Genomic DNA, 25,401 nt, shown 5'->3' on the forward strand with positions numbered 1-25,401 from the left:
AATCAGCGTTTGCGCCGCCTCCCTCGGATAGCGCTATCCTTGGAAGATGTGCTCTTCGCCATCGGAGAAGTCTGATGATCAACGTACGCACTGCCCGCATGCTTGCCGATTACAAACAATGGGCCAATCAGCGCCTCTTCGATAATCTGGCGCAACTGCCGCCGGGCGAAGTCGAAAAAGAGCGCGCTTCAGTGTTCAAAACCATGATCGGCACGCTGAACCACATCTATGTGGTGGACTGCATCTGGCAGGCTCACCTCGAAGGCCGAGGACACGGCTTCAAGACCTCCCACGAATTGGTGCATCCGGCCCTGATCGACCTGCGTCTGGCGCAGCAGGACATCGATCACTGGTACAGCGACTGGACCGCCCGGCAAACCGATGCCTCCCTGGATAAACCCGTCAGGTTTACGTTCGTTTCCGGTGAAAGCGGCACCATGAGCGCCGGGGCGATACTGATGCACGTGGTCAATCACGGCAGTTATCACCGTGGCTGGGTGATCCAGATGTATTTCGAGATCCCGGCCATGCCGCCGATGACGGACCTGCCGATCTACTTGCGCGAGACCGATCCGCACTTCAATTCGCTCAATGCCCCGGTAGTGGAGCCGACATGTGCTCCACAATTTTCGAGCGCAACCAACGTTCTGCCGGATCGTTATCGTTGACACCGTTCCAGACCATGGACAGTTCGGACAGCTTGATGTCGAACGGCGCATCGTCGGCACGCAGCTGGCTGCTGCCTTCGATCAGCGCGCTCGCCGCGTAATCCGGCACCGTCGCCAGCATGTCGGTGCCCGCCAGCAACGCGCGCAAGCCGGCAAACTGCGGCACCGCCAGCACCACCCGGCGCGAACGGCCGATGCGTGCAAGGTCGGTATCGATCGCCCCGGTCAAATCTCCGGAAAACGACACCAGCGCATGGGGACGTTCGCAGAATTCATCCAGGGTCAGGGGGCCGGGCCGGTTATCGCCACGCAGGATCTTGACGCTCAAGTCCCGCAGTTTCTTGCGTTTGGCATTGGCCGGCAATTCTGTGGTGTAGCTGATCCCGACGGTAATCTCGCCGGTGGCGAGCATCGACGACATCAGCAGGAAATTCACCCGCCGCACGACAACGACGACGTTCTGTGCCTCTTCACGGATCTGCTTGAGCAACGGCGGAAACAGACCGAATTCAGCGTCATCGGACAGGCCGATGCGAAACACGTCACGGCTGGTGGACGGGTCGAAATCCTTGGCCCGGCTGACCGCACCGGAAATGGTGTCCATCGCCGGCTGCAATTCCTTGAGAATCACCAGGGCGCGCGGCGTCGGCTCCAGGCTACGGCCGTTGCGTACCAGCAACGGATCGTCGAACAAATCCCGCAACCTCGCCAAGGCCGCACTGACCGCTGGCTGGCCGAGAAACAGTTTCTCTCCGGCACGGGTCAGGTTTTTCTCGAACATCAGGGTTTCGAAAATCACCAACAGGTTCATGTCCACGCGGCGCAGGTCGTTGCGGTTCATGACGGCGGTGCTCGCAGGTTGAAGAATTTTTTCAGTAAAGCACCAAACCTGTGGCGAGGGAGCAAGCTCGCCACAGGGGGGGGTGTTTATTCGGGTGGGTCGAGGCGGTCCAGTGCGCGGTTGACTGCCAGTTCGCCGAGCATGATCACTTGCGCGATGCCCAGCAGGGTGTTGCGACCCGTTCCTTCCGTACGGTCCGCCAGGTCCAGGGTCATGACGTTGGCCGACGCCAGGGATTCGCAGGCGTGGGCCAACAGGGATTCGGTGTCGAGCTCGGGGTCGACGATGAACATGCGGCAGGGTTTACGCGGGGTGGCGCGGATGTCGGCGGCGGAGGGGATGCGGTCGGTGGGTTCCGGGTGGTTTTCTGGACCGGGGGTTTCGAAGTGAAAAGTGGGGGCGGTGTCTGGTGGGTTGGGCGTAGTTTTCAACATGGATGCAGCTCCTCGTGAACTGAAGGAACCATCACCCTCGCTACCAAACGAAGGGTGGTGGCCATACGGAGGTTGGTAGACCGGCACACAAGGAAAAACCGGCGCACCCGAAGGTGCCCTGCGCATGGCCACCATTAATGCAGGCGTGAAAAACCTGCAAAAGGTGACGCTATGCGCCTTGTGTAGGGTCGGGCTACCAAACCCGATCACTGTTCTTTTCAGCGACCGACAAACGATAAAACCCGACCCCAAGGCGCACAAGCCGGCGGATTCTGGCGTACCCGTAGGCAACGACGCAAGGCGCTGTAGCTTTCACGAAGTAACGCCGACAGCCATTAAACAAATGCCAACGGCGGTGGCCATCGCGAGCCGCTCTCGCTTATTTCTTGTGCAGACCCAAAGCCCGCGTGATCCGGGGCCTATGGCCAAGCTCGGGCCGGACGAATTGACCCTTGATCCGAGTGAAGCGCAGCCAGAGGGTAATTTTCTGACGGGTCGCTACACTCTTTCCGTTCATGACTGCGTGATTCCCACAACCTTCTGGCAGGCGCTGCGTGAGGCGAAATGGGTGTCCGGGCGCGCACCTTGCCGATCATTGGAGCTTGAGCATGAAAATCGATCTGAGTGGAAAACTGGCGATTGTCAGCGGCAGCACGGCCGGCATCGGCCTGGGCATCAGCAAGGCGTTGGCCGAGTCCGGCGCCACGGTGGTGGTGATCGGTCGCGATACGGCCAAGGTCGAACAGGCCTTGGCGAGCATTCGCCAGCAGGTGCCGGGCGCTCAATTGCGCGGGCTGGCTGCCGATCTCGGGACGGCAGAAGGCGCGGAAAAACTGTTCGCCGCCGAACCACGGGCCGACATCCTGGTGAACAACCTGGGGATCTACGAAGCGGTGGATTTCTTTGACACCCCCGACAGCGAGTGGACGCGCTTTTATGAGGTCAACGTGATCTCAGGGGTGCGCCTGTCGCGGCATTACGTGCCGGACATGGTCAAGCAGGGCTGGGGGCGGGTGATTTTCCTGTCTTCGGAATCCGGGATCGCGATCCCGGCCGACATGCTCAACTATGGCGTGACCAAAAGCGCCAACCTGGCGGTGTCCCATGGACTGGCCAAGCGGCTGGCGGGCACCGGGGTGACGGTCAACGCGATCCTGCCGGGCCCGACCTTGACCGATGGTGTGGAGAAGATGCTCAAGGATGCGATTGCGCAATCCGGTCGCAGCCTGCAGGAGGAAGCCGACGACTTCGTGCGCAAGGCCCGGCCCACTTCGATCATCCAGCGCGTGGCCCATGTCGAGGAAGTCGCGAATCTGGTGGCCTACATCGCTTCACCGTTATCCTCGGCCACCACGGGTGCCGCCCTGCGGGTCGACGGCGGTGTCGTCGACAGCCTGGCCATCTGACCCTTACTGATCAAGAGAGAACATTCCATGGCATCTGCATCAGCCTTCATCGACATCCCGGCCACCGCCGATCAGGTCTGGCAATTGATCGGGGGTTTCAACTCGCTGCCGGACTGGCTGCCGTTCATTCCCAAGAGCGAACTCAGTGAAGGCGGGCGTGTGCGCAGTCTGCAAACCGCGGACGGCGCGGTGGTGATCGAGCGCCTGCAAGCGTTCGACAATGCCGGCAAGACCTACAGCTACTCGATTGTGCAGGCGCCGTTTCCGACCACTGAGTACCTGGCGATGATCAAGGTCGAGAGCCAGGGCGAGGGCGCCCGGGTGACCTGGTCCGGCCGGTTTGAACCGGTGGGGGTCAGTGATGAGGAGGTGGTGGCGTTATTCGCCGGGATTTACCAGGGTGGCCTGCAGGCGTTGCGGGCCAATTACCCGGCTTGAGTCAACGCAGAAGCCTGTGGGAGCCAGCTCCCACAGGTTCCGTGTCGATTCAGGAGATTTGAGTCAGGTCGGGGCAATCAAGCTCTGGCGGCAATCGATCACCAGCCGCGCGCCCCCAAGTTCACTGCGTCCCACCTCGAGCGTAAAGCCGTGCAGGCTGACAATCGCCGCGACGATCGACAGCCCCAGGCCGAAACCGCTTTTCTGATTACCGGCTTCGGCGCGATAGAAGCGCTGGAATACCGCCTCGCGTTCGGCCTCCGGGATTCCGGGACCGGAATCAAGCACTTCGATGCGGGTATGCCCACCCTGATTGATCCCTCGCAAAATGACCGCGCCGCCGGGCGGAGTGAATTTGATCGAGTTGCTCAACAGGTTCGCAATCGCCTCGAACAGCAGCGCCCGGTCACCCATCAGCGGCGGCAATGACCCAGGCACGTGCAATTGAAAAACCAGGCCATCGTCTTCGGCCAGTGGCAGATAAAACTCATGCAGTTCCTGCAGCAACGACACCGGATCGAGCTGCACGAAACCGGAACGGCGCTGGCGGTCTTCCAGTTCGGAAATCCGCAGCAGGCCGCGAAAACGCGCCATCAGGGTGTCCGCTTCGCTCAGTACCGAATCCAGTTGCGCCGCTTCGGCAGAGCCTTCACCAGCCTGTTGCTGCATGCGATAGAGCTGCGCGCGCAAGCGGGTCAGCGGCGTGCGCAGGTCGTGGGCGATGTTGTCGCACACGCCCTTGACCTCGTTCATCAAGCGTTCGATGCGTTCGAGCATGGCGTTGACGATGGCGGCGAGCATGTCCAGTTCATCGCGACGATTGGACAGCGGCAGGCGCTTGGTCAGGTCACCGGCGACGATCGCCTCGGCACTGGCCTGAATCGCGCGAATTCGCCGCAGCGGGCGGCGGCGCAACAAGTGCCAGCCGACAATGCCCGGCAGAATGGTCAAGGTCACGCCCCAGAACAATGCATGGAGAATGATGCGGGTGACGGCAAACAACGAACCGTTGTCCCGCACCAGCACCAGCCAGCGACCGTCGGGGGTCTGGGTCGCTACCGCGTCACAGCTGTCCGCGGGCAGGGTCGGGTCGTCGGAGTCGGTGCAGTCGCTGAGCATGTGGATCTTGCCGTCCAGCGGCAAGTCGAGCGGGATCGCGCGCAGGGCGCCGCTGAGGTAACGCCCATGGCTGTCGAACAGGCCATAGGCGTCGAGGCCGCGAATGTCGAAGGTCATGCTGACGGCGAGGGCATCCACCAGCTGTTCGCCCTGAAAGCGCGAGAACAGGTGCTGACGTTGCATCAGCGAATGTTTGGCCAGGTTGTCCAGGTAGGCCGACACCTCGTAGTACATGACCCCCATGAGTATCGCGCTCCAGGTCACGAACAACGCACTGTAGAGCGCCAGCAGACGACTGCTGGAAGAACGCCAGCCTTTAGACGGGTTCGGCAATGACATAACCCGAGCCTCGCACGGTTCGAATCAGTGGAACATTGCCCGGTGGGTCGATTTTTTTGCGCAGGCGGCCAATGTGCACGTCGATCAGGTTGGTGCCCGGATCGAAGTGATAGCCCCAGACCTCTTCGAAAATCATCATTCGCGACAGGATCTGCCCGGTGTTGCGCATCAGGAATTCGAGCAGCTTGTATTCAGTAGGTAGCAGCGTCAGCAACTCGCCATTGCGGCTGGCTTCGTGGCTGATCAGGTTCAGTTCCAGATCCGCCACCCGCAACGTGGTGACGTGTGCCGTCACGTTGTTCTGGCGGCGCAACAGGACTTCGACGCGGGCGGCCATTTCATCGGTGGCGAAGGGCTTGGTCAGGTAATCGTCGCCGCCGGCGCGCAGGCCGCGCACGCGTTCGTCGACGTCGGAGAGGGCGCTGATCATCAGGATCGGGGTCGCCACACCCATGGTCCGCAGCGTGGTGACGATGGCCAGGCCATCCAGCTCGGGCAGCATGCGGTCAAGGGTGATCAGGTCATAGTTGCCGCTGACTGCGCGCTCCAGCCCTTCGCGGCCATTGTCGACCCAGTCGACTTCGAGGCCGTGGCTGCTCAGTTCGGCGACAATTTCCCGGGCGGTCACGGCGTCGTCTTCGATGGTCAAAATACGGGTCATAGGCTGGCCTGATCAATCGGTTCAATTCTGAGTTCGAAGCATTTTGCCAAGAATTGCCCGTGACTTAATAAATTAACTTTCATGTGCTTACGGTGCGACAAGGGAGCATTGATATCATTGGGCCATAATTTCAGCGGGAAGCTGCAACGTGCGTACTTTGAAACCTGGCTGGATGCCGATATGCCTGTTGTTGCTGTGCGTTGTCTGCTCATCGTCGTGGGCTGCCAATACACCCTGTTCGGGAAAGAAGGGCGGTATTGCTCGTTGTGACGGTGAGCTGTTCCTGTGTAACGACGGCTCCATCAGTGCTTCGAAAAAAAGTTGTTCATCTATATATGGCAGCAAAAGCCAGGCCCGGCCACAAGCATTTGTGCAGGACGCCGAGGGTTGCGCCTGCGGAACCGGTTCGTTCTGTACGGGCCCCAGAGGCGGCGTCTACTGCCTCACGCCTGCGGGCAATAAAAGCTACAGGCGCAAATAGTTTTGGCAATGCAGAAAACCCGCCGGGCCTGGCCGTTTATTGCATATTGCATGACCTTTGGAAGTTCCATCTTTGTAACCCGCTGAAGTTTAACAACTTATCTAAATCTCGCGACTGGCACGGTCACTGCAATTGTTCATTTGAAGAGTTGTAACACCATCTTTCCTGCCTGGAGCGATACAACGATGAATAGATCCTCTGATGGTTTCTATCCTGCCGTAGATGAATCGAGCACGCTCTCGGGCGTGTCTTGGGGGGCGATATTCGCCGGGGCGGCAGCGGCAGCGGCGTTATCGCTGATTCTGGTGCTGCTGGGTTTTGGCCTTGGGTTTTCGGCGGTGTCGCCGTGGGCCAATGAGGGCGTGAGCGCCAAGGGCCTGGGCATTTCCACGATCGTCTGGCTGGCCGTCACCCAAATCATCGCTTCCGGGGCCGGTGGCTACATCGCCGGCCGGCTGCGGGTGAAGTGGGCGTACATGCACGGCGATGAAGTCTACTTCCGCGACACCGCCCATGGCTTCCTGGCCTGGTGCGTGGCGACGCTGGTCACGGCCACACTGGTGGCTGGATCGGTCAGCAGCCTGGTCAGCGGCGGGGTGCAGGCCGGGGCGCAGGTCGTGGGTGGCGCCGCCAGTGCCGTGACTCAAGCGGCCGGCACCGCAGCGGCCAATACCGACAGCGATCAATACGGTTACTTCGTCGACAGCCTGTTTCGCGATGATCGTCCGGCCGCCGTCAGCGATGACGCCGCTCGGGGCACCGTGACGCGCATCTTTGTCCGTTCCTTGAATGATGGGCAACTGGCTGCCGAGGATCGCACCTACCTGGCGCAATTGGTGGCGCAACGGACCAACCTCACCCAGGCAGATGCTGAACGCCGGGTCGATGAAGTGTATGGGCGTACTCAAAAAGCGGTGGCTGACGCCAAACTGAAGGCACAACAAGCGGCGGATACGGCCGCCAAAGTCGCTGCCTGGACCACGTTATGGATGTTCGTTGCGCTGTTGGCCGGTGCATTTTTCGCCAGTCTTGCCGCGACTTTTGGCGGTCGTCGTCGGGACGCCGTGGTGTATCTGGAAACCGACACTTACGTCACTACCACCACCCTTCGCTAACTCAGGAGAAACACCATGCGCTCATTACTGTTGTTCTTTCTTGGCGTACCGATCCCGATCATCATCCTGATCGCGCTGTTCATGCACTGATCCATTAAAGGAAAACAGCGCAGCCTGTGACGGCCCTGTACGAATCTGTGCAGGAACTGTCGCAGGCTGCGCTGTTTTGATCCTGAATGTGTCAGTCGATCGGAGTGCTCACAAACGCCTCAAGCCCTTCGGCATAGGCAGTAAATGCCGCGATGCGAGGAAACTGGTCCGCAGCGACCTGATCCGGCACCACCAGACGGGTGAAGCTCCAGGCCACGGCGAGAGTGATGCCAGCCTGGTCGATCGAACCGTCGGTGTTCAGCGGTTGCTTGTCCAGCTCGCGCTCCAGCGCGACATAGGCCGCCGCCAGTTGCCCTTCGACCCGTTCAACCCAGGGTTGGTATTGGATGTCCGCGGGGCGCAGGTTGCGCTCGTAATAGAGCTGCACTGACTTTTCGCAAGCCGCCAACGCCAGTCCTGTCAGGCGCAATGAATGCGCGCGCTGTTTAATGCCAGCGGGCATCAGGCTGCGGCCCGGTGCGGCCAGGGCCTCCAGGTAGTCGATGATCAGCGTCGAATCCATCAACACCTCGCCGTCATCGAGCACCAGCGTGGGCGCCTTGACCACCGGGTTGATTTGCCGGAACTGCTCGAAGTGCCTGAACACCGACACCGATTCGTGCTCCAGCGCAATGCCCAGGCGTTTGGCAGAAATGGCGACGCGTCGTACGTAAGGCGAATCCAGCATGCCGATCAGCTTCATTTAACTGCTCCTTGAAGTAGCCATTTCGGGAGGGACAACCTTAGCTGAGCCTGGCGGCTGTGCAAATGAGGCGGTATTGGATAGCCGTTTGTCTTCTATATACCTCCGCTGCATGGAATTTCTTGCTATAAACGCACTCCGATGACCGCCTGAATGCCTGCCATAGAGCATTTTCGAGGCTTTGCCGGACAAATTCGCTGTCTTTTCAGTTGCTGAGGCCTCAAGTCGGCCTTAGACTGCCGCCCCTCGTAAATTGAGTGCCGGGTGGCGCTTGGAACAAACGGCGCCTTTCCGATGGCCTGACCAGGTCTGCCGGAACGCTCCCTTATTCGCCTTAATGCACGTTTTTTTATAGAGATATCAATGACAAAGGACAAGTTGCTGGCCATGCCGGCGGATGACTACATGAATGCCGAGCAACATGCTTTTTTCGCCGAGCTGTTGCAAAACATGAAAGTCGAAACCCATGAGCGCATCGAACAGAACCGCATCGCCATCGAGAGCCTGGACACCCCGGCCGATCCGGCTGACGCGGCTTCCGTCGAAGAAGAGCGCACCTGGCTGGTGAATGCGATCGATCGCGACCAGCGCATGCTGCCTCAGTTAGAACAAGCCCTGGAACGCATCAAGGAAGACAGCTTCGGCTGGTGCGACGACAGCGGCGAGCCAATCGGCCTGAAACGCCTGTTGATCAGCCCGACGACTAAGTACTGCATCGAAGCTCAAGAGCGTCACGAGCAAATCGACAAGCACCAGCGTCAGGCGTGATTCTGCCAGGCAGCCCGCTCAGCCCGGGCTGTCTGTGAAAAGATCGCAGCCTTCGCCAGCGTCTGCCTCCGATTCGGCAGCCGTTGTCGACGGCTGCGATCTTTGCTTTTCGACGTCTACGGAAATCCCCGCACTTCTATTGATCTGCTGCAACGACCACGACTAAAGGCCCATGGATAATGGCTTTGTGCCGGCGTTTAATGCGATGACAACAATTAGAAGATGGCGGGGTGATAACGATGACGAGAGATGGATCTCTGGTTGCGGCAGTGCCTGCACCAGAACTTTTACCGAAAAACCGCTGGTTGACGCCGACACTGCAGAGCATCGCCCTGATGCTGTTGTTGTGTGGCATGACGCTGGGTGGCTGGTCGCTTTACCTGGGCCTGCCGCTGGCGGTGCTGATTGTCTGGCTGCCTCGTCTGCGTTCGCGTGCGACGCCTGAAGTGGCTCCTGCCGATACGTCCAGCGCCCTCTCCGCGTTGACTCGCGATCTTTCCTACACCACCAGTCATAACGCCCTGTCAGCGGCGGGCGTGGCCTTTTCGGTCAAGCAACTGGCGGACAAGCTGCAATCGCAGCTCGGTGCGGCGGCGCAGATCGTCAGCAACGCCGAAGTCATGATTGTCACCGAACAAGCCACGTCGACGCTCAGTCGTGCGGCCCTGAGTGCTGCCAGCGAGGCGCATCAAAGCGGCGCGGCGGGGCGTGGCGAGTTGATCGAATCGATTGCGCGCATGCATCAGCTCAGTCAGCGGGCCAATAGCAGCCGTGAACTGATCGAAGCCCTGAGTCTGCGTAGCGATGACATCCAGCGCGTCACCCTGGTGATCCAGTCCATCGCCAGCCAGACCAACCTGCTGGCGTTGAACGCGGCCATCGAGGCGGCGCGCGCCGGCGAGCACGGGCGCGGCTTTGCGGTGGTGGCCGACGAGGTTCGTGGCCTCGCCGCGCGTACCGCCACGGCGACCGGTGAAGTCGGGGAGATGGTGGCCGATATCCAGCAACGCACCACGCAAGTGGTGGAGCAGATCCGGCAACTGTCCAGCGACCTCGACACCGGCGTGCGGCAGGTCGAGCACACGGGACAACATCTGGAAAACATCGCGCGCCTGGCGGCCAGCGTCGAAAGCCAGGTCGGTGAAATTGCCCGAGGCGCCGAGACCAACCGCGAACAACTCGATAGCCTGTTCCATGCCATCGAACAGATGCGCAGCGACCTGGCCATCAGCGACCAGCAAACCCAGCGGCTGGCCCAGGCCGCCATTCAAATGGAAGGTCAGGCCGAAACCATCAGCGAACGCCTGGCGGAAGTCGGACTGGATGACTATCACCAGCGGATCTACGACCTGGCCCGCGAAGGGGCGAGCCAGATTGCCGCGCGCTTCGAAGCCGACATCGACGCCGGCCGAATCAGCCTCGATGACTTGTTCGACCGTCATTACCAGGCGATTCCCGACACCAGCCCGCCCAAGTATCAGACCCGCTTCGATCGCTACACCGATCAAGTCTTGCCGGCGATCCAGGAACCGCTGCTGCCGCGCCATGAAGGCTTGGTGTTCGCGATTGCCTGCACCCAGCAAGGCTACGTGCCGACCCACAACAAAGCCTTCAGCCAGCCGCTGATCGGCGATGTCCAGGTCGATACCGCGCAAAACCGCACCAAGCGCAAGTTTGCCGACCGTACCGGCATCCGTTGTGGCAGCCATCAACAGCCGGTACTGCTGCAAACGTACACCCGAGACACGGGAGAATTGATGCACGACCTATCGGTGCCGATCCTGATAAAGGGACGGCATTGGGGTGGTTTGCGTCTGGGCTACAAGCCGGAAAAACCTCGCTAGCGCGATTGGATTTTCTTGGGGGCTGCTTGCCGGCGATGGTGTCCTTGAGGGTGCCTTCGCTGGCAAGCCAGCTCCTGCACGGTCTGCATGGCGTGCCTTATTGTTACGTTTTTGGAAACGCTGATATGCAGCGTCTCTGCTGTTTCCCCTCGAATCGACTGATTAACATGCCTACATAGTTAGGTTGCTAACGGATTTAGAGAGGTCAGCATGCTCAGTAAAGTTGATGTGGCGGTGATGATCGGCAGCGGTGTGCCCGCCAGTTTGCGGGCGTTGGGGCAGAGCGTCTGTTGGGTGGTGCTGCTCAACGGTGAACGCCGGGGGACGGCATTCTCCAGTCGCGATGAAGCGGAGGAGTGCAGGGCTGCCTGGCTGGCGCAATTGAATAAAGAAACACCAGACAGCCTGCATTGAGCCTGGCGCTAGTGAATCTGATGCATGCGCAGGTTCAGGTCGTCGACCACCCGCGCCCAGTCGGCATCTTCACGCAGTTGTTCTTTCAGGAAACCGGCCTGTTGCGGGGTCCAGAACTCGGCATCGATGAGTTTCTTGTCGTCGGGCAACGGTGAATGGCTGGCAATGAAATCGTCGATGGCTTTTTGAGTGGAGTCCAGGCCGAGCTGGTCGAACAAACCTTTCAAGTCGTGTGTCGGTGATTCCATCTTCTTCTCCTTGCAGTGGGCGGTCGCGTCGAGGACGAGATCTGAGGTGCGGCTACATTGCATCTGAGGGAGCCGCGCGTCAGGAGTTCGAAAGCGATGTACAAATGCAGGAGTGAGCATAGACCGCAAACGCGATGATCAGGCTTTCAAGGCACCGGCATCGACGGCAGCCTTCAGTTCTTTTGCCGATTCCTGGGCCGCGTTGGCAGCGACGTCCGAAGTTTTGAACCAGCGATCCTTTTCAACCTGATGGTAAGTCACGGTTCTCAGTGGCGGTTTGGCGCGCATGACTATGACAGCCTGGAACTCACCGTCGACTTCTCTGGCTTCGCCCCAAATAAAAAACTCGCCGATATCAAATTCCGTCACGTTGCTGCCTTCCCTTGGAAATATATTGTTATGTTTAACGCCGTCCACCTGGAGAGGCGGCGTTTGATTGGCCGGGCAGTATGGCAGTTGTTGCGGGCCGGCGGCTGAGATAAGTCGCCGGTGTGACGAAACGTCTATCGCAAGAAAGGAAACCAAACTGTCAAACACGTGATTCAAGTGAGCGGGCGAGGGCACAGGCTTCGTTGTGATCGCCGCGGAAACCTCTGACGTGTCCGGTGGAAATTTCCTTGATATGGAAGAAGGCATTGCCGGCCAATATCACCTGAAACCTGGGCTGATGCAGGGCTTGGGTGGCAAGTTCGGGGTGTTGCGACAGCATCAGGTGCGATGTTTGGGGATGAGCGAAGTGGGTCAGTGTGCACATATGAAGTCCTTTTCATTGTTTTGCCGACGTATGTACGTCGGTATGGGTGGTCTCAACGAGCATCGCTGCTCTAGAATCACCCTCACTGGGGGGATCGATGTTTATCTAAAGCAATTTCTGGCTGGCGATATGTCAGAAAAGTGCTTTTTTTTGAGAGAATTTTCCCCGAAGTTGATAGTCCGTATTTCTCTGGCCGTACGAAGGGCGTTTTCCTTCAACCTTTGACGAACGCCAGGCAAGACGATACGAGCGACATCCAGTAGTCTGCTCAAGCCTCGTGATGGATGAGCCCTCTGCTCATTTCAGGACTTCAACCCGGGTATCTGGTTTCACCTTCGGCATTGCCGCTTTTTTTGGCCGTGCGCCTTTTTCGCGTGCGGCGTCATTTTCAGATGTGGGGATGTTTCCTTGGCAGTAAGTAATCTCGATATGCATGCTTTGTTCGTGCTGGGTGATTTGCGCGCAAAGCTTGTTAAACAGTTTCAGTCACGTTTCGTTTACATCACCGAACAGAACGCTGAAGGCATTTACATTGCCGAAATCGACACCGAGTCAGCACTGGTGGTGGACGATAAGCCTGGGCTCAAACTCAAGGTAGGCGATCATTTCAGCGCCTCGGTATTGCCCAGTCGCGAAGGCGGCAAACTGGAAATCAAATTCCGCGATATCAAACTGACGGTCTACGGCCTGGGCGACTACGCCTTTGTCACCACCGCCGACGGTCATGCCATCGTGTTCAAGGAAGGCCACAGCGTAGTGACCGTGTTCGCCGCCCACGAGCAGTTGCAGGAAGGCCTGACCAAGACCCTCAAGGCCGTGACCGCCAAGGCCGCCAAGTGGCGCAAGGGCGAACTGGTGATGTTCAAGGCCAGCGAGTAATGAGCCTGACCCGCGCCGACTTCCACGAGCAAAACCTCGCCAGCGCTCAAGCCGAGGCCCAACGGCTGTTCGGGCAGAAGGCTGTGCTGCAGGGAGCCTGGCTGAATTGGGTGGCCTCACAGATCTACGCGTTGCGCCCGGCAGCGTATGCCAGCATGGTCAGAAGAGAATTGGCGCGCTTGCAGGAAACTTCCTAAAACCAGGGCATGCTCCCTCGAAAGCAGGAACCTCTACTAAAGTCAGTTGACTGACTATTCAGAGGCTTCGCGGTCTTCTGCCAGGCCATCCTGCCATTGCTGTGAACAGCACGAGGTGCAAAGAGCATGAAAGGTTTTCGACGCTTGCTGGCCGCTACCCTGGCCACTTTCGGATTGTTGGCGTCATCGGTGCCCGTATCGGCTGCCCAGGCACCGATCCACTTCGCCGACCTGAATTGGGAAAGTGGCAGCCTGATCACCGATATCCTGCGCATCATTGTCGAGAAGGGCTACGGGCTGCCGACCGATACATTGCCGGGCACCACCATCACCCTGGAAACCGCCCTGGCCAACAATGACATCCAGGTCATTGGCGAAGAGTGGGCCGGGCGCAGCCCCGTCTGGGTCAAGGCGGAGGCCGAAGGCAAGGTCGCGAGCCTGGGCGATACGGTCAAGGGCGCCACCGAAGGCTGGTGGGTGCCGGAGTATGTGATCAAGGGTGACCCGGCCAAGGGCATCAAGCCGCTGGCGCCGGACCTGCGCAGTGTCAGCGACCTGCCGCGCTACAAGGATGTGTTCAAAGACCCGGAAGCCCCCACCAAGGGACGCTTCCTCAACAGCCCGATCGGCTGGACTTCGGAAGTGGTCAATAAACAGAAGCTCAAGGCGTATGGGCTGGAAGACAGTTATGTGAACTTCCGCAGTGGTTCCGGAGCGGCGCTGGACGCGGAGATCAGTTCGTCGATCCGTCGCGGCAAACCGGTGTTGTTCTATTACTGGTCGCCTACGCCGTTGCTCGGCCGATTCAAGTTGGTTCAACTGCAAGAGCCGCCGTTCGACGCCGAAGCCTGGAAAACCCTGACCGACGCTGACAACCCCAATCCGCAGCCCACCCGTTCACTGCCCTCGAAACTGTCCATTGGCGTGTCCACGCCGTTCCAGAAACAGTACCCGCAGATAGCCGAGTTCTTCACCAGGGTCGATCTGCCCATCGATCCGCTGAACAAGGCCCTGGCCGAGATGAGCGAGAAACACACGGCGCCGCGCCAGGCCGCCGAGGCGTTCATGAAGGCGCACCCGGATGTGTGGAAAGCCTGGCTGCCCAAGGAGGTGGCGGACAAGGTTTCCGCCGGGCTCTAAGGCCGCTCCGGCGATAGCTGGCAGTGGCGTTGGTCGGGTCGCGCCGACAGGGCCGTGCAGTTCAGGAAATGCCAACTAGGATGATTGTTCGAATCCCTTTCAAGGATTTCTGACCATGACTCTGGTGTTGGCTCAATGGCTGGTGACGACTTTCGCCGCGATCAGCCTGATGCATGTCTACTGGGCATTGGGTGGCGAGTGGGCCGCTGTGGCGGCGGTGCCGCAAGTGCCGGTGGAGGGCGAGCCGAAGTTGCGTCCCGCCTTCAAACCGCGGGGCTGGATCACGCTGTTGGTGGCCTGGGCGTTGTTGTTGATTTCGTTGCTGGTGTGTTTGCGCGTGGGGTGGTGGTTGCCGGCGGTGTCCCATTGGTCGCTGCAATGGCTGATCAGTGCCATCGCGATCTTGATGTTCGCCAGGGCCATCGGTGATTCGGAACTGGTGGGTTTTTTCAAAGAGGTCAAGGGCTCGAAGTTTGCCCGGCTGGATACCTGGGTCTACTCGCCGTTGTGTGTGGTGCTGGGGGCGGGGTTGTTGGCGGTGGCCTGGGTCTGAATCCAACGCCAGCCCAGCCAACACAAAACGCTGAACTAGCGACCGCTTTCGCTACGCCGGCTGGAGACCTCCGCCGGCACATCGTCCCCCGCCATGCGCTTGCGAAACAGCGCCGCCCTGGCCAAAAGCAGAGTGGTCACCGGCACGGTAATCGCCAGCAGAATCGGAATCAGCCAGGCGTGCAGCACCGGCGCGGACTTGAGTGCCGAAAAGTAGAGGATCGAGGCCAGTGCCACGCACCAGGCGCCCAGGGTCGAGGCCAGCGCCGGCGGGTGCATGCGCTGGAAGTAATCCTTCATTCGTACCAGGCCGATGGCGCCGATCAGCGCAAACAGGCTGCTGAGCACCAGCAGGATAGCCACCAGGATTTCCACCCACACAGACAGTGGCGCGCTCATTCGATCACCTCGCCACGCAGCAGGAATTTCGCCAGGGCAAACGAGCCGACGAAGCCGAACAGCGCGATCAGCAGCGCGGCCTCGAAGTAGGTGTCACTGGCATAACGAATGCCCAATGCCAGCATCATCAGCATCGCGACGATGTACAGGTAGTCCAGTGCCAGGACCCGGTCCTGGGCTGACGGGCCCTTGAACAGGCGGACAAGGGTCAGAATCATCGCCACGGAAAACAGCAACAGGCTCAGCACAATCGCGTTCGATAGCAGGGTGCTCATTCGAAAATCTCCATCAACGGGCGCTCGTAGGTCGCCTTGAAGTGCTCAATGAACAGCGCTTCGTCCTCCAGGTCGAAGACATGCAGCAACAGAATGCTGCGGTCCAGCGCCAGTTCCGACCAGACCGTACCGGGAACCACGGTGCAGATCATCGACAACGTCGCCAAGCCGTTGGCGTCGCGCAGGTCCAGCGGCACCTTGATGAAGCGCGAGCGCGGTGGCTTGCGACCGGCGTTCAGCACGCTCCAGGCCACCGCGAGGTTGGACACCACCACATCACGACCGACCATCAGGAACAGGCGCGCAATCACCCCCGGCCGGCGAATGCGGATCGGCAGCGGGCGCAGTTTGCGCATCATCAACGGTGCGCAGAACCCCAGCATTGCACCCAGCAACAAGTTGCCGGGACTCGTCGACAGGTTCAGCACCAGCCACAACAGCCACAGCGCCAGCGACAGCCACGGTGCAGGAAACAGGCGCTTCATGGTTGCACCTCCAGGAGCGCTGCCTTGGCTTCCGGACTCGGCACTGCCCGGGTGCCGAGCACGGCCATCACATATTGCTGCGGATTGTTCAAGGCATCGGCCGCCGCCTGGGTGTAGCGCAGCAGCGGCTCAGCCTTGAAGGTCAACACAATGCTCAAACCCAACAGCGCGAAGATCGGCGCGCACTCCAGGCGCCGCAGGACCGGTGACGGCCGTTCTTGAGGCGTCCAGAAACGCTGTATGCCCAGGCGGGAAAAGGCCACCAGCGATGCCAGCCCGGAAAGAATCAGCAACGCCAGCAATCCCCACGCCGCGTTTGACACCGGCTCGTCACCGGCATTGCCCAGGCCCAGCGGGTTGAGCAGGGCGCTGAGCAGGCCGAGTTTGCCAATGAAGCCGGAGAGTGGCGGCATGCCGATGATCAACAGCGCGCAGGCAATGAAGCTCAAGCCAAGGAAGGCCATGGTCCAGGGAATCACCTGGCCGACCACGGCTTTGAGATCGTCGTCGAGGTTGATGCCCTTGACCGGCGCCGAAGCTTGCATCGGTCGCGGCAGCATTTCGTTTTCATCTTCCAGCGGGATCTCGATGGCCGAGCGCGAACGCTCGATCAACTCGGCCAGCAGGAACAGCGCGCTCAGTGCCAGGGTCGAGCTGACCAGATAGAACAGCGCCGCGCCGATCAGGTTGGGCTGGGCGAAACCGATAGCCGACAACAGAATGCCCGCCGACACCAGGATGCTCAGGCTGGCCATCCGCTCCAGCCGTTGCGCGGCGAGGATCGCGATGGCTGCGCCAATGATGGTCGCCATGCCGCCGTAGATCAGCCAGTCGCCACCGAAGTACGCCGACGCCCCGGCCTGGCCGGAGAACAGCAGGGTCCACAGGCGCAGCAGGGTGTAGACGCCGACCTTGGTCATGATCGCGAACATCGCGGCCACGGGTGCGCTGGCCGAAGAATAGGCCGGCACCAGCCAGAAGTTCAGCGGCCACATACCGGCCTTGGCCAGGAACGCCACCGCCAGAATGCCCGCGCCGGCATGCAGCAGGCCGCGATCGGCCTGCGACACCAGCGGGATTTTCAATGCCAGGTCGGCCATGTTCAGGGTGCCAGTGACGCCGTAGATCAGCGCCGCGCCAATCAGGAACAGGGTCGAGGCCAGCAGGTTGATCGAGATGTAATGCAGCCCCGCCGACACCCGCGCGCGGCCCGAGCCGTGCAGCATCAGGCCATAGGAGGCGGCCAGCAGCACTTCAAAGAACACGAACAGGTTGAACAGGTCCGCCGTGAGGAAGGCGCCATACAGGCCCATCAGCTGAATCTGGAACAGCGCATGGAAACTCGAACCGGCACTGTCCCAGCGCGCCATGGCGAACAGCAGCGCGCTGACGCCGATGATCCCGGTCAGCACCAGCATCAGCGCCGACAGGCGATCGACCACCAGCACCAGGCCGAACGGCGACTGCCAGTTGCCCGGCAGGTAGACGCCGATGGAGCCGGGCACGCCCGTGGTTTGCGTCCATTGCAGCAGCAGGACGGAAATGCCCAGGCCCAGCAGGCTGGAGAACAAATTGATTTTGGCTTTGAGCGGACGATGTTTCTCGCCGAGCATCAGCATGATGGCGGCGGTCAGCAGCGGCAGCAGAATCGGGGCCGCGATCAGGTGCGTCATTGCATTCATTCTTTAGTCTCCCGGCCATCCACATGGTCGGTGCCCGTCAGGCCCCGGGAGGCCAGCAAAACCACCAGGAACAGCGCGGTCATGGCGAAGCTGATCACGATTGCCGTGAGGACCAGCGCCTGCGGCAGCGGGTCGGTGTAATGCAGCAAGTCCTGGGGCACGCCGTCCTTGATGATCGGCTCCTTGCCGATGAACAGGCTGCCCATGCTGAAGATGAACAGGTTGACGCCATAGGACAGCAGGCACAGGCCCATGACCACCTGGAATGTCCGTGGCCGCAGGATCAGCCAGACGCCGGACGCGGCCAGTACGCCAATGGCGATGGCAATGACTTCTTCCATCAGACGGTCTCCTTCATGGCGACGGGTTTGGGTTGCGCAGCCGTTTTGTGACCCCGAACCGATTGGTGGGCGAGGGCCGTGAGGATCAGCAGCGTCGAGCCCACCACCACGCCGTACACGCCGATGTCAAAGAACAGCGCGCTGGCCACATGAATGTCGCCCAGCACGGGCAGGTCCAGATGCCAGGTGTGAGTGGTGAGGAATGGATACCCGACCGCCATGGCGCCCAGGCCCGTGACGGTGGCGAACAGCAGGCCGGTGCTCATCCAGCGCAGCGGTCGCAGGCTCATTTGCGCCTCGACCCACTGGGTACCGGCGACCATGTATTGCAGGATGAACGCCACCGACATCACCAGGCCCGCGACGAAACCGCCACCGGGCTGGTTGTGCCCGCGCATGAACAGGTAGAAGGACACCACCACGGCAATCGGCAGCAGCAAGCGCACCAGCACCGCCGGCACCATCATGAAACCCAGGGCGGTGTCGCTGGCGTGGCGCGGGTTGACCAGGTCGGTGACCACGTCGGGCGCCAGCAGGCGTTGTTGCGCCGGCAGTTGCAGGCTCTCTTTCGGTGGGCGGAAACGCCGCAGCAGCGCGTACACGGTCAGGGCGACGGCCACCAGCACGGTGATTTCGCCGAGAGTGTCGAAGCCGCGGAAGTCCACCAGCATCACGTTGACCACATTGCTGCCGCCGCCTTCGGGCAGGGCGCGACTGAGGTAGAACGAGGAAATGTCGTTCGGCGTTTGCCGGGTCAGCATCGCGTAGGCCAGCAACGCCATGCCGCCGCCGACCACGGTCGACAGCAGCAAGTCGCGGATACGGCGGATACGCGCTTTGCGCAGGCTGCTCGGCAGGGGCGACACTTCTTCGATCCGTCGAGGCAACCAGCGCAGGCCCAGCAGGATCAGCACCGTGGTCACCACTTCGACCACCAGTTGGGTCAGGGCCAGGTCCGGCGCCGAGAACCAGACAAAAGTCACGCAGGTCATCAGGCCGCAGACGCTGACCATGGTCAGGGCGGCGAGACGGTGGTACTTGGCCTGCCAGGCGGCGCCCAGGGCACAGGCAATCGCCAGCAGCCAGAGGATGACGAACACGATCGAGCCGGGAATCTTCGGCCGGTCGCCCCAGTGCAGGCTGCTGTGCAGCATCGGGATCAGGCCGGCCAGCACCGCGGCGAGCACCATCAGGAACAATTGGGCCTGCAGGCGCCTGGTACTGATCCGTCGCTCCAGGCGCCGGGCCAGGCGCATTTTGATCACCAGGATGCGTTCGAACAGGCGCTTGCCGTTGAACCGGCCAACCAGCGGCGGGTAGCGGAAACGCCCGCGCTTGAGCTGATTACGCAGCAGCAGGTACACCACGATGCCGCCGGACATGGCGATCAGGCTCATGATCATCGGCGCGTTCCAGCCGTGCCAGATCGCCAGGCTGTATTCCGGCAGGGTGCCGCCCACCACCGGCAACGCGGCGGCAGCGAGCAGCGGGCCCACCACCTGGGCCGGGAAAATGCCCACCACCAGGCAGGTGAACACCAGCAACTCGACCGGCGCACGCATCCAGCGTGGCGGTTCGTGCGGGGTGTGGGGCAAGTCGGTGGCGGTCGGGCCGAAAAACACGTCTACGGTGAAGCGCAAGGAGTAGGCGACGCTGAAGGTCCCGGCGATGGTCGCCACAATCGGCAGGGTCAATTCGACCCAGGCGGTCGCGTTGATGAACACGGTTTCGGCGAAGAACATCTCTTTCGAAAGGAAGCCGTTGAGCAACGGCACGCCGGCCATCGAGGCGCTGGCGACCATGGCCAGGGTGGCGGTGAACGGAATCAGTTTGAACAGGCCGTTGAGTTTGCGGATGTCGCGGGTGCCGCTTTCGTGGTCGATGATCCCGGCGGCCATGAACAGCGAGGCCTTGAAGGTGGCGTGGTTGAGGATGTGAAACACCGCGGCCACGGCCGCCAGCGGACTGTTCAGGCCCAGCAGCAGGGTGATCAGGCCCAGGTGGCTGATGGTCGAGTAGGCCAGCAGACCCTTGAGGTCGTTCTGGAACATCGCGCAATAGGCGCCGAGCAACAGGGTGCAGGCCCCGGCTCCGCTGACGATGTAGAACCATTGTTCGCTGCCCGACAGCGACGGCCACAGCCGTGCCAGCAGAAACACCCCGGCCTTGACCATGGTCGCCGAGTGCAGATAGGCCGACACCGGTGTCGGTGCGGCCATGGCGTGGGGCAGCCAGAAGTGGAAAGGGAATTGCGCGCTTTTGCTCAGTGCGCCGATCAGGATCAGGGGTAACAGAATGGGGTAGAGGGCATGTGCGCGAATCAGATCGCCGGCGGCCAGGACCTTGTCCAGGTCATAGCTGCCGACCACATGGCCAAGCAGCATGACCCCCGCCAGCAGGCACAGGCCGCCAGCGCCGGTGACCATCAGCGCCATGTAGGCACCGCGCCGGGCATCGGCCCGGTGGTGCCAGTAGCCGATGAGCAGGAACGAGAAGAGGCTGGTCAGTTCCCAGAAAAACACGATCTGGATCAGGTTGCCGGAGATCACCAGCCCGAGCATGGCGCCCATGAACGCCAGGAAAAACGCAAAGAAGCGCGGCACCGGATCGTCCGGCGACATGTAATAACGGGCATACAAGGACACCAGTGTGCCGATGCCCATTACCAGCAACGAGAACAGCCAGGCGAAACCGTCCATGCGCAGGACGAAGTTCAGGCCCAGGCTGGGCAGCCAGAAGAACTCTTCACGGATCACGCCGCCATGGGCGATTTGGGGGTACAGGAGCGCGACCTGAAGGGTGCCGATCAAGGCCACCAGGCCAGCCAACAGGGATTCGGTGTTACGCGCGTTGTGTGGCAGCACGGCCGCCAGACAGCTGCCTATGAAAGGCAGAAGCAGTAGAACTATCAGGGACATAGGCTTCTAATCTGCGGAAGTTTGTGAAGCATCATACGTGCCAGCTCCCGGATCACCAAACGCCAAGCTGTCGCAGAATCCTACACGGTAGACGGAAAAAGCCTGTTTTTCATTGTTTCAGAGACAGGTGTCTGACCGGTCTGACGCCATCACGAACAAGCACGCTCCCACCGTTGATCTTTGATGACACAGATCCGTGGCCGTCCCGAGATCCCTGGGGGAGCGAGGCTTGCCCGCGAAGAACGATAATGTGGTCAGCCCGCTGAAGGGGCATCCGGCTTGGGCAGCAGAAAGGTAACGTCATAGCGCTCGGCGATTTCAAAGATCCGTGGCAGGTCCTCGGGCACCTTGAACTGGTCCATCGCGGCAAAGAACTGTCCGCCACGCGGGTCGGACACCACGCCGATCATTTTCGCGGTAGGGCTGATGTTCTTGTACGCATGGATCGAGCCGCCGGGGATATGCACATAGCCTCCGGCCGAGATAGTCGTGGCCTTGCCCTCCACCGTCACTTCGACCTGGCCATCGATGACCAGGAACGCTTCATCCCAAGGATGAAAGTGCGGGGGCGGGCCGCCACCTTGCACACCTTCCTGGATATGCACCTCAAAGGGTTTACTCAGGTCGCCGCCAGCGAGAATGGTGATCGTCTCGCCAACGACATTGACCGGCGCAGGTACATTCCCGGCGTCGATGACATGAACCGTGCGCATGATTGTTCTCCAGGAGTGAGACAACACCGCTTGAGTATAAGCACTGGAGGGCACCCCCCGGCCTGGCTGCCCGGGCCGTCTGTCCGGGCAAATCCAATGTCGATGGAATTTTCGTACGCGCGGCCCGCTCTGCTGAGGGAGGGACGAGTCATTCGCGTCCTGTAGCGAGCAGCAGGTGAGCCATGAACAAGGACCTGGATGACTACAACCGCATGCGCGATTTTTCGGCGACGACGGAGCCGGTCGCAATCAAACGTTCGGGCAGAAAAAACGCCAAGGGCCATGCCTTGCAGTTCTGCATTCAGAAGCACGACGCTTCGCACCTGCATTACGACTTCCGCCTGGAACTCGACGGCGTGCTCAAGAGCTGGGCGGTGCCCAAGGGCCCGTCGCTGGACCCCAAGGTCAAGCGCCTGGCGGTGCACGTCGAAGACCATCCCATCGATTACGCCACCTTTGAAGGCAGCATTCCCGAGGGGCATTACGGCGCGGGGGAAGTGATTGTCTGGGACCGCGGCGTGTGGATACCCCAGGACGATCCGGCCCAGGCTTACGCCAAGGGCCGACTCAAATTCGAACTGCAAGGCGAGAAACTGGCCGGCCTGTGGAATCTGGTGCGCACGCACATGCCGGGCAAGCAGGAGCAATGGTTTCTGATCAAGCATCAGGACGGAGCGGCCAGACCGCAGAGCGACTATGACGTGGTGGCCGCCGAGCCCGACAGCGTACTCAGCGAACGCAGCATCGTGGCCAGGGCGTCCAACGCCGGCAAACCCGCCAAAACCAAAACAATCAGGAAACCGGCCAGCCCGGCACGCAAGGAAAAGTCCGGACAACTGACCGGCGCGCGCAAAGCCGGATTGCCCGAGCTGATCAAGCCGGAACTGGCGACGTTGGTGGAGAAGGCCCCGGATGGCCAGTGGCGTTATGAGGTCAAGTTCGACGGTTACCGGATTATGGCCCGCATCGACCACGGCGAGGTCAGGCTCTTCACGCGCAATGGCCACGACTGGACCCACAAGCTGCCCGGCCAAGCCGAGGCATTGGCCGCCCTGCACCTCGAATCGGCATGGCTCGACGGCGAAATGGTGGTCGTGGACGAGGAGGGCGTACCCGACTTCCAGGCCCTGCAAAATGCCTTCGAGGCCGGTCGCAGCGGCAACATCGTCTACTACCTGTTCGACCTGCCGTACCTCAACGGCGTGGACCTGCGTGAAGTGCCCGTGGAAGAACGCCGGGCCGCGCTGGCAACAGTGCTCAAGGCCAGTGATGACCCCTTGCTGCGCTTTTCCGACAGCTTTGACGAAGAGCCTCAGGCGCTGCTCAACAGCGCCTGCCAGATGCGCATGGAGGGCTTGATCGGCAAGCGCCTGGGGTCGCCTTATGTGTCCCGGCGCAGCAGCGACTGGATCAAGCTCAAGTGCAAGCATCGGCAGGAGTTCGTCATCGTAGGCTTTACTGATCCCAAAGGTTCGCGCAGTGCATTTGGCGCGTTGCTGCTGGGCTTGCATGACCGTGACAGCGGTGAGTTGCGCTACGCCGGCAAAGTCGGCACCGGGTTTACCGAGGCGACCCTCGCCAGTATCCACGATCAACTCAAACCCTTGAAGACGAAAAAACCGGCCGTGGTCAATCCACCCGAGGGTGGCGAGTTCAAGACGGTGCACTGGCTCAAACCCCGGTTGCTCGCGGAAGTGGCCTTTGCCGAAATCACCAAGGACGGCTCGGTGCGCCATGCCGTGTTCCATGGCCTGCGCGACGACAAGCCTGCCAAAGACATTACCGAGGAGCGTGCGACGACCGTGAAAACTGCCCCCGAGAAAAAAAGCAGCGTGGTCAAACCTGCTGCCGCGACAAAGAACACCGACCCTGCGCCCTCCCAGATCGGCCTGGACAAGGGCAAGGTCCGTATCACCCACCCGGATCGGGTCATCGACGCCAGCAGTGGCACCACCAAGATGCAGCTGGCGCAATATTACGCCAGCGTTGCCGAGTGGATTTTGCCCGAGCTCAAGGACCGCCCCGTGGCGCTGGTGCGGGCACCGGACGGAATTGCCGGCGAATTGTTTTTCCAGAAAAACGCCGAACGCCTGGCCATTCCCGGCATCACCACCCTGGACCCGACACTCACCGGCCAGCCGATGATGGTCATCAATAGCGCCGAAGCGCTGATCGGTGCGGTGCAGATGAGCATGGTGGAACTGCACACCTGGAACGCCACGTCGGACAACCTCGGCAAGCCCGACCGCTTCGTGCTCGACCTCGACCCGGACCCGGCATTACCGTGGAAACGCATGGTGGAGGCGACCCAGTTGACCCTTTCGGTACTCGATGAACTGGGACTCAAGGCGTTTCTCAAGACCAGCGGAGGCAAGGGCATTCACCTGGTGGTGCCGCTGACCCGCAAGCTGGGCTGGGATGAGGTCAAGGATTTCAGCCACGCGATTGTCAGCCACATGGCGAAATTGCTGCCGGAGCGGTTTTCCGCGGTGTCGGGGCCGAAGAATCGGGTCGGGCGGATTTTCATCGATTACCTGCGCAACGGTCTGGGTGCGACCACCATCTGCGCCTATGCCGCGCGTACCCGCGAAGGCTTGCCGGTGTCTGTGCCGATCTTTCGTGAAGAGGTCGAGTCGCTCAAGGGCGGCAACCAGTGGAACATTCATAATCTGCATGAACGCCTGGCCGAGGTCGGCAATGCGCCTTGGGCAGATCTGAAGAAAACCAGGCAGTCGATCACCGCCGACATGCGTCGGCGGGTCGGCATGAAGCAGTAATCAGTTTGCTGGAGGTTTGCTGATGAAGGCCTGGAAGTCGGTGCCCAGCTTGTCGATGGCCGCTTTGAAATCCTTGGCGGTGATCTTCTGGCTCTCATTTTCCAGGGTGCTGCCGAACACTTTGCGCACAACGCGGGCCACGGTCTGGTTGCTTTTCGCGTCGATAAACTCGGCTTCGATAAACAGGGTGGTGTCCTGATCCCGATGGCCGGTCGCGGCGCTGACACCCCCGACGACGGCGGCCACCGGAACGACTTCATACCACTTCATGCCTTCGTTTTCGGCGGTCACTCCGGTGATTGCCGCGCGCATGATCAACAATTTCGAGCCCATGGGTGCGGAGGCCGGCGTGGTCACCACGCGGTATTTCTGACCCAGCGTGCCCTTGGCCTTGGTGGTCATGTAGTTCTGGATATCGCTGAGCGTCTGCTGGTTGACCCGCTCATTGGGTTTGGGCGCCGGATAGAGCTCCAGCTTGTTGAACGCTACCGTGTCGTAGGCATTGGGGTTCCACGACGGGCTTATCCAACGCATCGCCGTACCACCGCTGGGCGTTTCGACTTCTTGCAGGTTGTTGTAACTGGACAGGTAGCCGGAGTACTGCGTCTTTTCGGTGACTTTCGAGGTGCAACCGCCGAGCAGGAGGCCGGTCAGCGCGGCGCCGATAAGCAAGTTTCGGGACAAGTTCATAATGCTGTGTGCTCCTTGGATAAAGTCGTT

30 protein-coding genes are annotated in these 25,401 nt (G+C 60.7%); 13 read left to right on the top strand and 17 right to left on the bottom strand.

What is annotated here, in order from left to right; genetic code table 11:
• Positions 1–74: 74 nt before the first annotated feature.
• On the top strand, positions 75–668 hold the full coding sequence (locus tag F7R06_RS14535) for a DinB family protein (RefSeq protein WP_090319632.1): 594 nt from the start codon (positions 75–77) through the stop codon (positions 666–668).
• Here the strand turns inward: F7R06_RS14535 and F7R06_RS14540 are convergent.
• Positions 589–1,509, bottom strand: coding sequence for a LysR substrate-binding domain-containing protein (locus tag F7R06_RS14540; protein ID WP_090319635.1), 921 nt, complete (start codon positions 1,507–1,509; stop codon positions 589–591). The two genes, F7R06_RS14535 and F7R06_RS14540, sit on opposite strands and share 80 nt — an antisense overlap.
• An 86-nt stretch (positions 1,510–1,595) precedes the next feature.
• Positions 1,596–1,943 (bottom strand): DUF6124 family protein, encoded by a 348-nt coding sequence (locus F7R06_RS14545; RefSeq protein ID WP_090319637.1) that lies wholly within the window; start codon positions 1,941–1,943, stop codon positions 1,596–1,598.
• 608 nt (positions 1,944–2,551) lie between these two features.
• Between F7R06_RS14545 and F7R06_RS14550 the strand changes: the two genes are divergently transcribed.
• Positions 2,552–3,349 (top strand): SDR family NAD(P)-dependent oxidoreductase, encoded by a 798-nt coding sequence (locus tag F7R06_RS14550; RefSeq protein WP_090319639.1) that lies wholly within the window; start codon positions 2,552–2,554, stop codon positions 3,347–3,349.
• Between the two features lie 27 nt (positions 3,350–3,376).
• Positions 3,377–3,787 carry an SRPBCC family protein gene (locus tag F7R06_RS14555; protein ID WP_090319642.1) on the top strand — a complete coding sequence of 137 codons (411 nt, stop codon included), beginning with the start codon at positions 3,377–3,379 and terminating at the stop codon, positions 3,785–3,787.
• 63 nt (positions 3,788–3,850) lie between these two features.
• On the opposite strand, the gene F7R06_RS14560 is transcribed toward F7R06_RS14555, so the two are convergent.
• Both F7R06_RS14560 and F7R06_RS14565 read right to left on the bottom strand, forming a co-directional pair.
• Positions 3,851–5,245 carry a sensor histidine kinase gene (locus F7R06_RS14560; protein ID WP_090319645.1) on the bottom strand — a complete coding sequence of 465 codons (1,395 nt, stop codon included), beginning with the start codon at positions 5,243–5,245 and terminating at the stop codon, positions 3,851–3,853.
• Positions 5,223–5,906: a response regulator transcription factor gene (locus tag F7R06_RS14565; protein ID WP_090319648.1), complete on the bottom strand. Its 684-nt coding sequence runs from the start codon at positions 5,904–5,906 to the stop codon at positions 5,223–5,225. The genes F7R06_RS14560 and F7R06_RS14565 overlap by 23 nt, the downstream gene beginning before the upstream one ends.
• Before the next feature lie 172 nt (positions 5,907–6,078).
• Here F7R06_RS14565 and F7R06_RS31075 point away from each other — a divergent pair, with 172 nt between their 5' ends.
• Together F7R06_RS31075 and F7R06_RS14575 are read left to right on the top strand one after the other, a co-directional pair.
• The gene (locus F7R06_RS31075) at positions 6,079–6,387 is read left to right on the top strand and encodes a YdcA family protein (protein WP_090319651.1); all 309 of its coding nucleotides are present in this window, start codon (positions 6,079–6,081) and stop codon (positions 6,385–6,387) included.
• A 185-nt stretch (positions 6,388–6,572) separates the two neighbouring features.
• Positions 6,573–7,502 carry a hypothetical protein gene (locus F7R06_RS14575; RefSeq protein WP_090319654.1) on the top strand — a complete coding sequence of 310 codons (930 nt, stop codon included), beginning with the start codon at positions 6,573–6,575 and terminating at the stop codon, positions 7,500–7,502.
• 181 nt (positions 7,503–7,683) lie between these two features.
• Here the strand turns inward: F7R06_RS14575 and F7R06_RS14580 are convergent, their stop codons facing one another.
• The gene (locus F7R06_RS14580) at positions 7,684–8,295 is read right to left on the bottom strand and encodes a glutathione S-transferase (RefSeq protein ID WP_090319657.1); all 612 of its coding nucleotides are present in this window, start codon (positions 8,293–8,295) and stop codon (positions 7,684–7,686) included.
• 363 nt (positions 8,296–8,658) lie between these two features.
• On the opposite strand from F7R06_RS14580, the gene F7R06_RS14585 reads away from it, so the two are divergent.
• The 3 genes from F7R06_RS14585 to F7R06_RS14595 all read left to right on the top strand — a co-directional run bounded on the left by F7R06_RS14585 (position 8,659) and on the right by F7R06_RS14595 (position 11,321).
• Positions 8,659–9,063, top strand: a complete 405-nt coding sequence (locus F7R06_RS14585) for a TraR/DksA family transcriptional regulator (RefSeq protein WP_047530036.1) — start codon at positions 8,659–8,661, stop codon at positions 9,061–9,063.
• A gap of 620 nt (positions 9,064–9,683) precedes the next feature.
• A complete protein-coding gene (locus F7R06_RS14590) occupies positions 9,684–10,907 on the top strand; it encodes a methyl-accepting chemotaxis protein (RefSeq protein ID WP_425415219.1) in 1,224 nt (407 codons plus the stop codon).
• Between the two features lie 210 nt (positions 10,908–11,117).
• The gene (locus tag F7R06_RS14595) at positions 11,118–11,321 is read left to right on the top strand and encodes a hypothetical protein (RefSeq protein ID WP_090319662.1); all 204 of its coding nucleotides are present in this window, start codon (positions 11,118–11,120) and stop codon (positions 11,319–11,321) included.
• A gap of 8 nt (positions 11,322–11,329) precedes the next feature.
• Here F7R06_RS14595 and F7R06_RS14600 read toward each other — a convergent pair whose 3' ends face one another.
• From F7R06_RS14600 to F7R06_RS30770, 4 genes are all read right to left on the bottom strand, one after another.
• On the bottom strand, positions 11,330–11,569 hold the full coding sequence (locus tag F7R06_RS14600; protein WP_047530030.1) for a DUF2789 domain-containing protein: 240 nt from the start codon (positions 11,567–11,569) through the stop codon (positions 11,330–11,332).
• A gap of 138 nt (positions 11,570–11,707) precedes the next feature.
• Positions 11,708–11,938 (bottom strand): hypothetical protein, encoded by a 231-nt coding sequence (locus F7R06_RS14605; RefSeq protein WP_090319665.1) that lies wholly within the window; start codon positions 11,936–11,938, stop codon positions 11,708–11,710.
• 160 nt (positions 11,939–12,098) lie between these two features.
• Positions 12,099–12,323 (bottom strand): hypothetical protein, encoded by a 225-nt coding sequence (locus tag F7R06_RS14610; protein WP_090319668.1) that lies wholly within the window; start codon positions 12,321–12,323, stop codon positions 12,099–12,101.
• Positions 12,324–12,620: 297 nt separating this feature from the next.
• Entirely contained in the window at positions 12,621–12,758 is a 138-nt protein-coding gene (locus tag F7R06_RS30770) for a hypothetical protein (RefSeq protein WP_162493929.1), read from the bottom strand.
• Here F7R06_RS30770 and F7R06_RS14615 point away from each other — a divergent pair.
• The 4 genes from F7R06_RS14615 to F7R06_RS14630 all read left to right on the top strand — a co-directional run bounded on the left by F7R06_RS14615 (position 12,732) and on the right by F7R06_RS14630 (position 15,092).
• Positions 12,732–13,202 (top strand): hypothetical protein, encoded by a 471-nt coding sequence (locus F7R06_RS14615; RefSeq protein WP_090319671.1) that lies wholly within the window; start codon positions 12,732–12,734, stop codon positions 13,200–13,202. The genes F7R06_RS30770 and F7R06_RS14615 overlap by 27 nt on opposite strands.
• Entirely contained in the window at positions 13,202–13,399 is a 198-nt protein-coding gene (locus tag F7R06_RS14620; protein ID WP_090319673.1) for a hypothetical protein, read from the top strand. Before F7R06_RS14615 ends, F7R06_RS14620 begins: the two co-directional genes overlap by 1 nt.
• A 126-nt stretch (positions 13,400–13,525) precedes the next feature.
• A complete protein-coding gene (locus F7R06_RS14625; protein ID WP_090319676.1) occupies positions 13,526–14,539 on the top strand; it encodes an ABC transporter substrate-binding protein in 1,014 nt (337 codons plus the stop codon).
• A 115-nt stretch (positions 14,540–14,654) separates the two neighbouring features.
• Positions 14,655–15,092 carry a DUF3995 domain-containing protein gene (locus F7R06_RS14630; RefSeq protein ID WP_090319679.1) on the top strand — a complete coding sequence of 146 codons (438 nt, stop codon included), beginning with the start codon at positions 14,655–14,657 and terminating at the stop codon, positions 15,090–15,092.
• Between the two features lie 35 nt (positions 15,093–15,127).
• On the opposite strand, the gene F7R06_RS14635 is transcribed toward F7R06_RS14630, so the two are convergent.
• From F7R06_RS14635 to F7R06_RS14665, 7 genes are all read right to left on the bottom strand, one after another.
• Positions 15,128–15,490: a Na+/H+ antiporter subunit G gene (locus F7R06_RS14635; RefSeq protein WP_090319682.1), complete on the bottom strand. Its 363-nt coding sequence runs from the start codon at positions 15,488–15,490 to the stop codon at positions 15,128–15,130.
• Positions 15,487–15,765, bottom strand: coding sequence for a K+/H+ antiporter subunit F (locus F7R06_RS14640; RefSeq protein ID WP_090319685.1), 279 nt, complete (start codon positions 15,763–15,765; stop codon positions 15,487–15,489). Before F7R06_RS14640 ends, F7R06_RS14635 begins: the two co-directional genes overlap by 4 nt.
• Positions 15,762–16,250: a Na+/H+ antiporter subunit E gene (locus F7R06_RS14645; protein ID WP_090319688.1), complete on the bottom strand. Its 489-nt coding sequence runs from the start codon at positions 16,248–16,250 to the stop codon at positions 15,762–15,764. The genes F7R06_RS14640 and F7R06_RS14645 overlap by 4 nt, the downstream gene beginning before the upstream one ends.
• Positions 16,247–17,932 carry a monovalent cation/H+ antiporter subunit D gene (locus F7R06_RS14650; protein WP_090319691.1) on the bottom strand — a complete coding sequence of 562 codons (1,686 nt, stop codon included), beginning with the start codon at positions 17,930–17,932 and terminating at the stop codon, positions 16,247–16,249. Before F7R06_RS14650 ends, F7R06_RS14645 begins: the two co-directional genes overlap by 4 nt.
• Positions 17,929–18,273, bottom strand: a complete 345-nt coding sequence (locus F7R06_RS14655) for a Na+/H+ antiporter subunit C (protein ID WP_090319694.1) — start codon at positions 18,271–18,273, stop codon at positions 17,929–17,931. The genes F7R06_RS14650 and F7R06_RS14655 overlap by 4 nt, the downstream gene beginning before the upstream one ends.
• Positions 18,273–21,191, bottom strand: a complete 2,919-nt coding sequence (locus F7R06_RS14660) for a monovalent cation/H+ antiporter subunit A (RefSeq protein ID WP_090319698.1) — start codon at positions 21,189–21,191, stop codon at positions 18,273–18,275. Before F7R06_RS14660 ends, F7R06_RS14655 begins: the two co-directional genes overlap by 1 nt.
• Positions 21,192–21,445: 254 nt before the next feature.
• Complete coding sequence (locus tag F7R06_RS14665) at positions 21,446–21,904, bottom strand: cupin domain-containing protein (protein ID WP_090319701.1); 459 nt, start codon at positions 21,902–21,904, stop codon at positions 21,446–21,448.
• Between the two features lie 182 nt (positions 21,905–22,086).
• Here F7R06_RS14665 and ligD point away from each other — a divergent pair, with 182 nt between their 5' ends.
• On the top strand, positions 22,087–24,681 hold the full coding sequence (gene ligD, locus F7R06_RS14670) for a DNA ligase D (RefSeq protein ID WP_090319704.1): 2,595 nt from the start codon (positions 22,087–22,089) through the stop codon (positions 24,679–24,681).
• Here ligD and F7R06_RS14675 read toward each other — a convergent pair whose 3' ends face one another.
• Positions 24,682–25,371 (bottom strand): DUF3313 domain-containing protein, encoded by a 690-nt coding sequence (locus F7R06_RS14675; protein WP_090319707.1) that lies wholly within the window; start codon positions 25,369–25,371, stop codon positions 24,682–24,684.
• Positions 25,372–25,401 lie beyond the last annotated feature (30 nt).

The sequence above is a fragment of the Pseudomonas moorei genome (assembly GCF_008801475.1).
Lineage (GTDB): Bacteria > Pseudomonadota > Gammaproteobacteria > Pseudomonadales > Pseudomonadaceae > Aquipseudomonas > Aquipseudomonas moorei.

Bases quoted from the DNA above. Each gene is read 5' to 3' on its own strand.
- F7R06_RS14535 (WP_090319632.1), top strand. From the start codon at position 75: ATGATCAACGTACGCACTGCCCGCATGCTTGCCGATTACAAACAATGG.
- F7R06_RS14540 (WP_090319635.1), bottom strand. From the start codon at position 1,509: ATGAACCGCAACGACCTGCGCCGCGTGGACATGAACCTGTTGGTGATT.
- F7R06_RS14545 (WP_090319637.1), bottom strand. From the start codon at position 1,943: ATGTTGAAAACTACGCCCAACCCACCAGACACCGCCCCCACTTTTCAC.
- F7R06_RS14550 (WP_090319639.1), top strand. From the start codon at position 2,552: ATGAAAATCGATCTGAGTGGAAAACTGGCGATTGTCAGCGGCAGCACG.
- F7R06_RS14555 (WP_090319642.1), top strand. From the start codon at position 3,377: ATGGCATCTGCATCAGCCTTCATCGACATCCCGGCCACCGCCGATCAG.
- F7R06_RS14560 (WP_090319645.1), bottom strand. From the start codon at position 5,245: ATGTCATTGCCGAACCCGTCTAAAGGCTGGCGTTCTTCCAGCAGTCGT.
- F7R06_RS14565 (WP_090319648.1), bottom strand. From the start codon at position 5,906: ATGACCCGTATTTTGACCATCGAAGACGACGCCGTGACCGCCCGGGAA.
- F7R06_RS31075 (WP_090319651.1), top strand. From the start codon at position 6,079: ATGCCGATATGCCTGTTGTTGCTGTGCGTTGTCTGCTCATCGTCGTGG.
- F7R06_RS14575 (WP_090319654.1), top strand. From the start codon at position 6,573: ATGAATAGATCCTCTGATGGTTTCTATCCTGCCGTAGATGAATCGAGC.
- F7R06_RS14580 (WP_090319657.1), bottom strand. From the start codon at position 8,295: ATGAAGCTGATCGGCATGCTGGATTCGCCTTACGTACGACGCGTCGCC.
- F7R06_RS14585 (WP_047530036.1), top strand. From the start codon at position 8,659: ATGACAAAGGACAAGTTGCTGGCCATGCCGGCGGATGACTACATGAAT.
- F7R06_RS14590 (WP_425415219.1), top strand. From the start codon at position 9,684: ATGATTGTCACCGAACAAGCCACGTCGACGCTCAGTCGTGCGGCCCTG.
- F7R06_RS14595 (WP_090319662.1), top strand. From the start codon at position 11,118: ATGCTCAGTAAAGTTGATGTGGCGGTGATGATCGGCAGCGGTGTGCCC.
- F7R06_RS14600 (WP_047530030.1), bottom strand. From the start codon at position 11,569: ATGGAATCACCGACACACGACTTGAAAGGTTTGTTCGACCAGCTCGGC.
- F7R06_RS14610 (WP_090319668.1), bottom strand. From the start codon at position 12,323: ATGTGCACACTGACCCACTTCGCTCATCCCCAAACATCGCACCTGATG.
- F7R06_RS30770 (WP_162493929.1), bottom strand. From the start codon at position 12,758: ATGCATATCGAGATTACTTACTGCCAAGGAAACATCCCCACATCTGAA.
- F7R06_RS14620 (WP_090319673.1), top strand. From the start codon at position 13,202: ATGAGCCTGACCCGCGCCGACTTCCACGAGCAAAACCTCGCCAGCGCT.
- F7R06_RS14625 (WP_090319676.1), top strand. From the start codon at position 13,526: ATGAAAGGTTTTCGACGCTTGCTGGCCGCTACCCTGGCCACTTTCGGA.
- F7R06_RS14630 (WP_090319679.1), top strand. From the start codon at position 14,655: ATGACTCTGGTGTTGGCTCAATGGCTGGTGACGACTTTCGCCGCGATC.
- F7R06_RS14635 (WP_090319682.1), bottom strand. From the start codon at position 15,490: ATGAGCGCGCCACTGTCTGTGTGGGTGGAAATCCTGGTGGCTATCCTG.
- F7R06_RS14640 (WP_090319685.1), bottom strand. From the start codon at position 15,765: ATGAGCACCCTGCTATCGAACGCGATTGTGCTGAGCCTGTTGCTGTTT.
- F7R06_RS14645 (WP_090319688.1), bottom strand. From the start codon at position 16,250: ATGAAGCGCCTGTTTCCTGCACCGTGGCTGTCGCTGGCGCTGTGGCTG.
- F7R06_RS14650 (WP_090319691.1), bottom strand. From the start codon at position 17,932: ATGAATGCAATGACGCACCTGATCGCGGCCCCGATTCTGCTGCCGCTG.
- F7R06_RS14655 (WP_090319694.1), bottom strand. From the start codon at position 18,273: ATGGAAGAAGTCATTGCCATCGCCATTGGCGTACTGGCCGCGTCCGGC.
- F7R06_RS14660 (WP_090319698.1), bottom strand. From the start codon at position 21,191: ATGTCCCTGATAGTTCTACTGCTTCTGCCTTTCATAGGCAGCTGTCTG.
- F7R06_RS14665 (WP_090319701.1), bottom strand. From the start codon at position 21,904: ATGCGCACGGTTCATGTCATCGACGCCGGGAATGTACCTGCGCCGGTC.
- ligD (WP_090319704.1), top strand. From the start codon at position 22,087: ATGAACAAGGACCTGGATGACTACAACCGCATGCGCGATTTTTCGGCG.
- F7R06_RS14675 (WP_090319707.1), bottom strand. From the start codon at position 25,371: ATGAACTTGTCCCGAAACTTGCTTATCGGCGCCGCGCTGACCGGCCTC.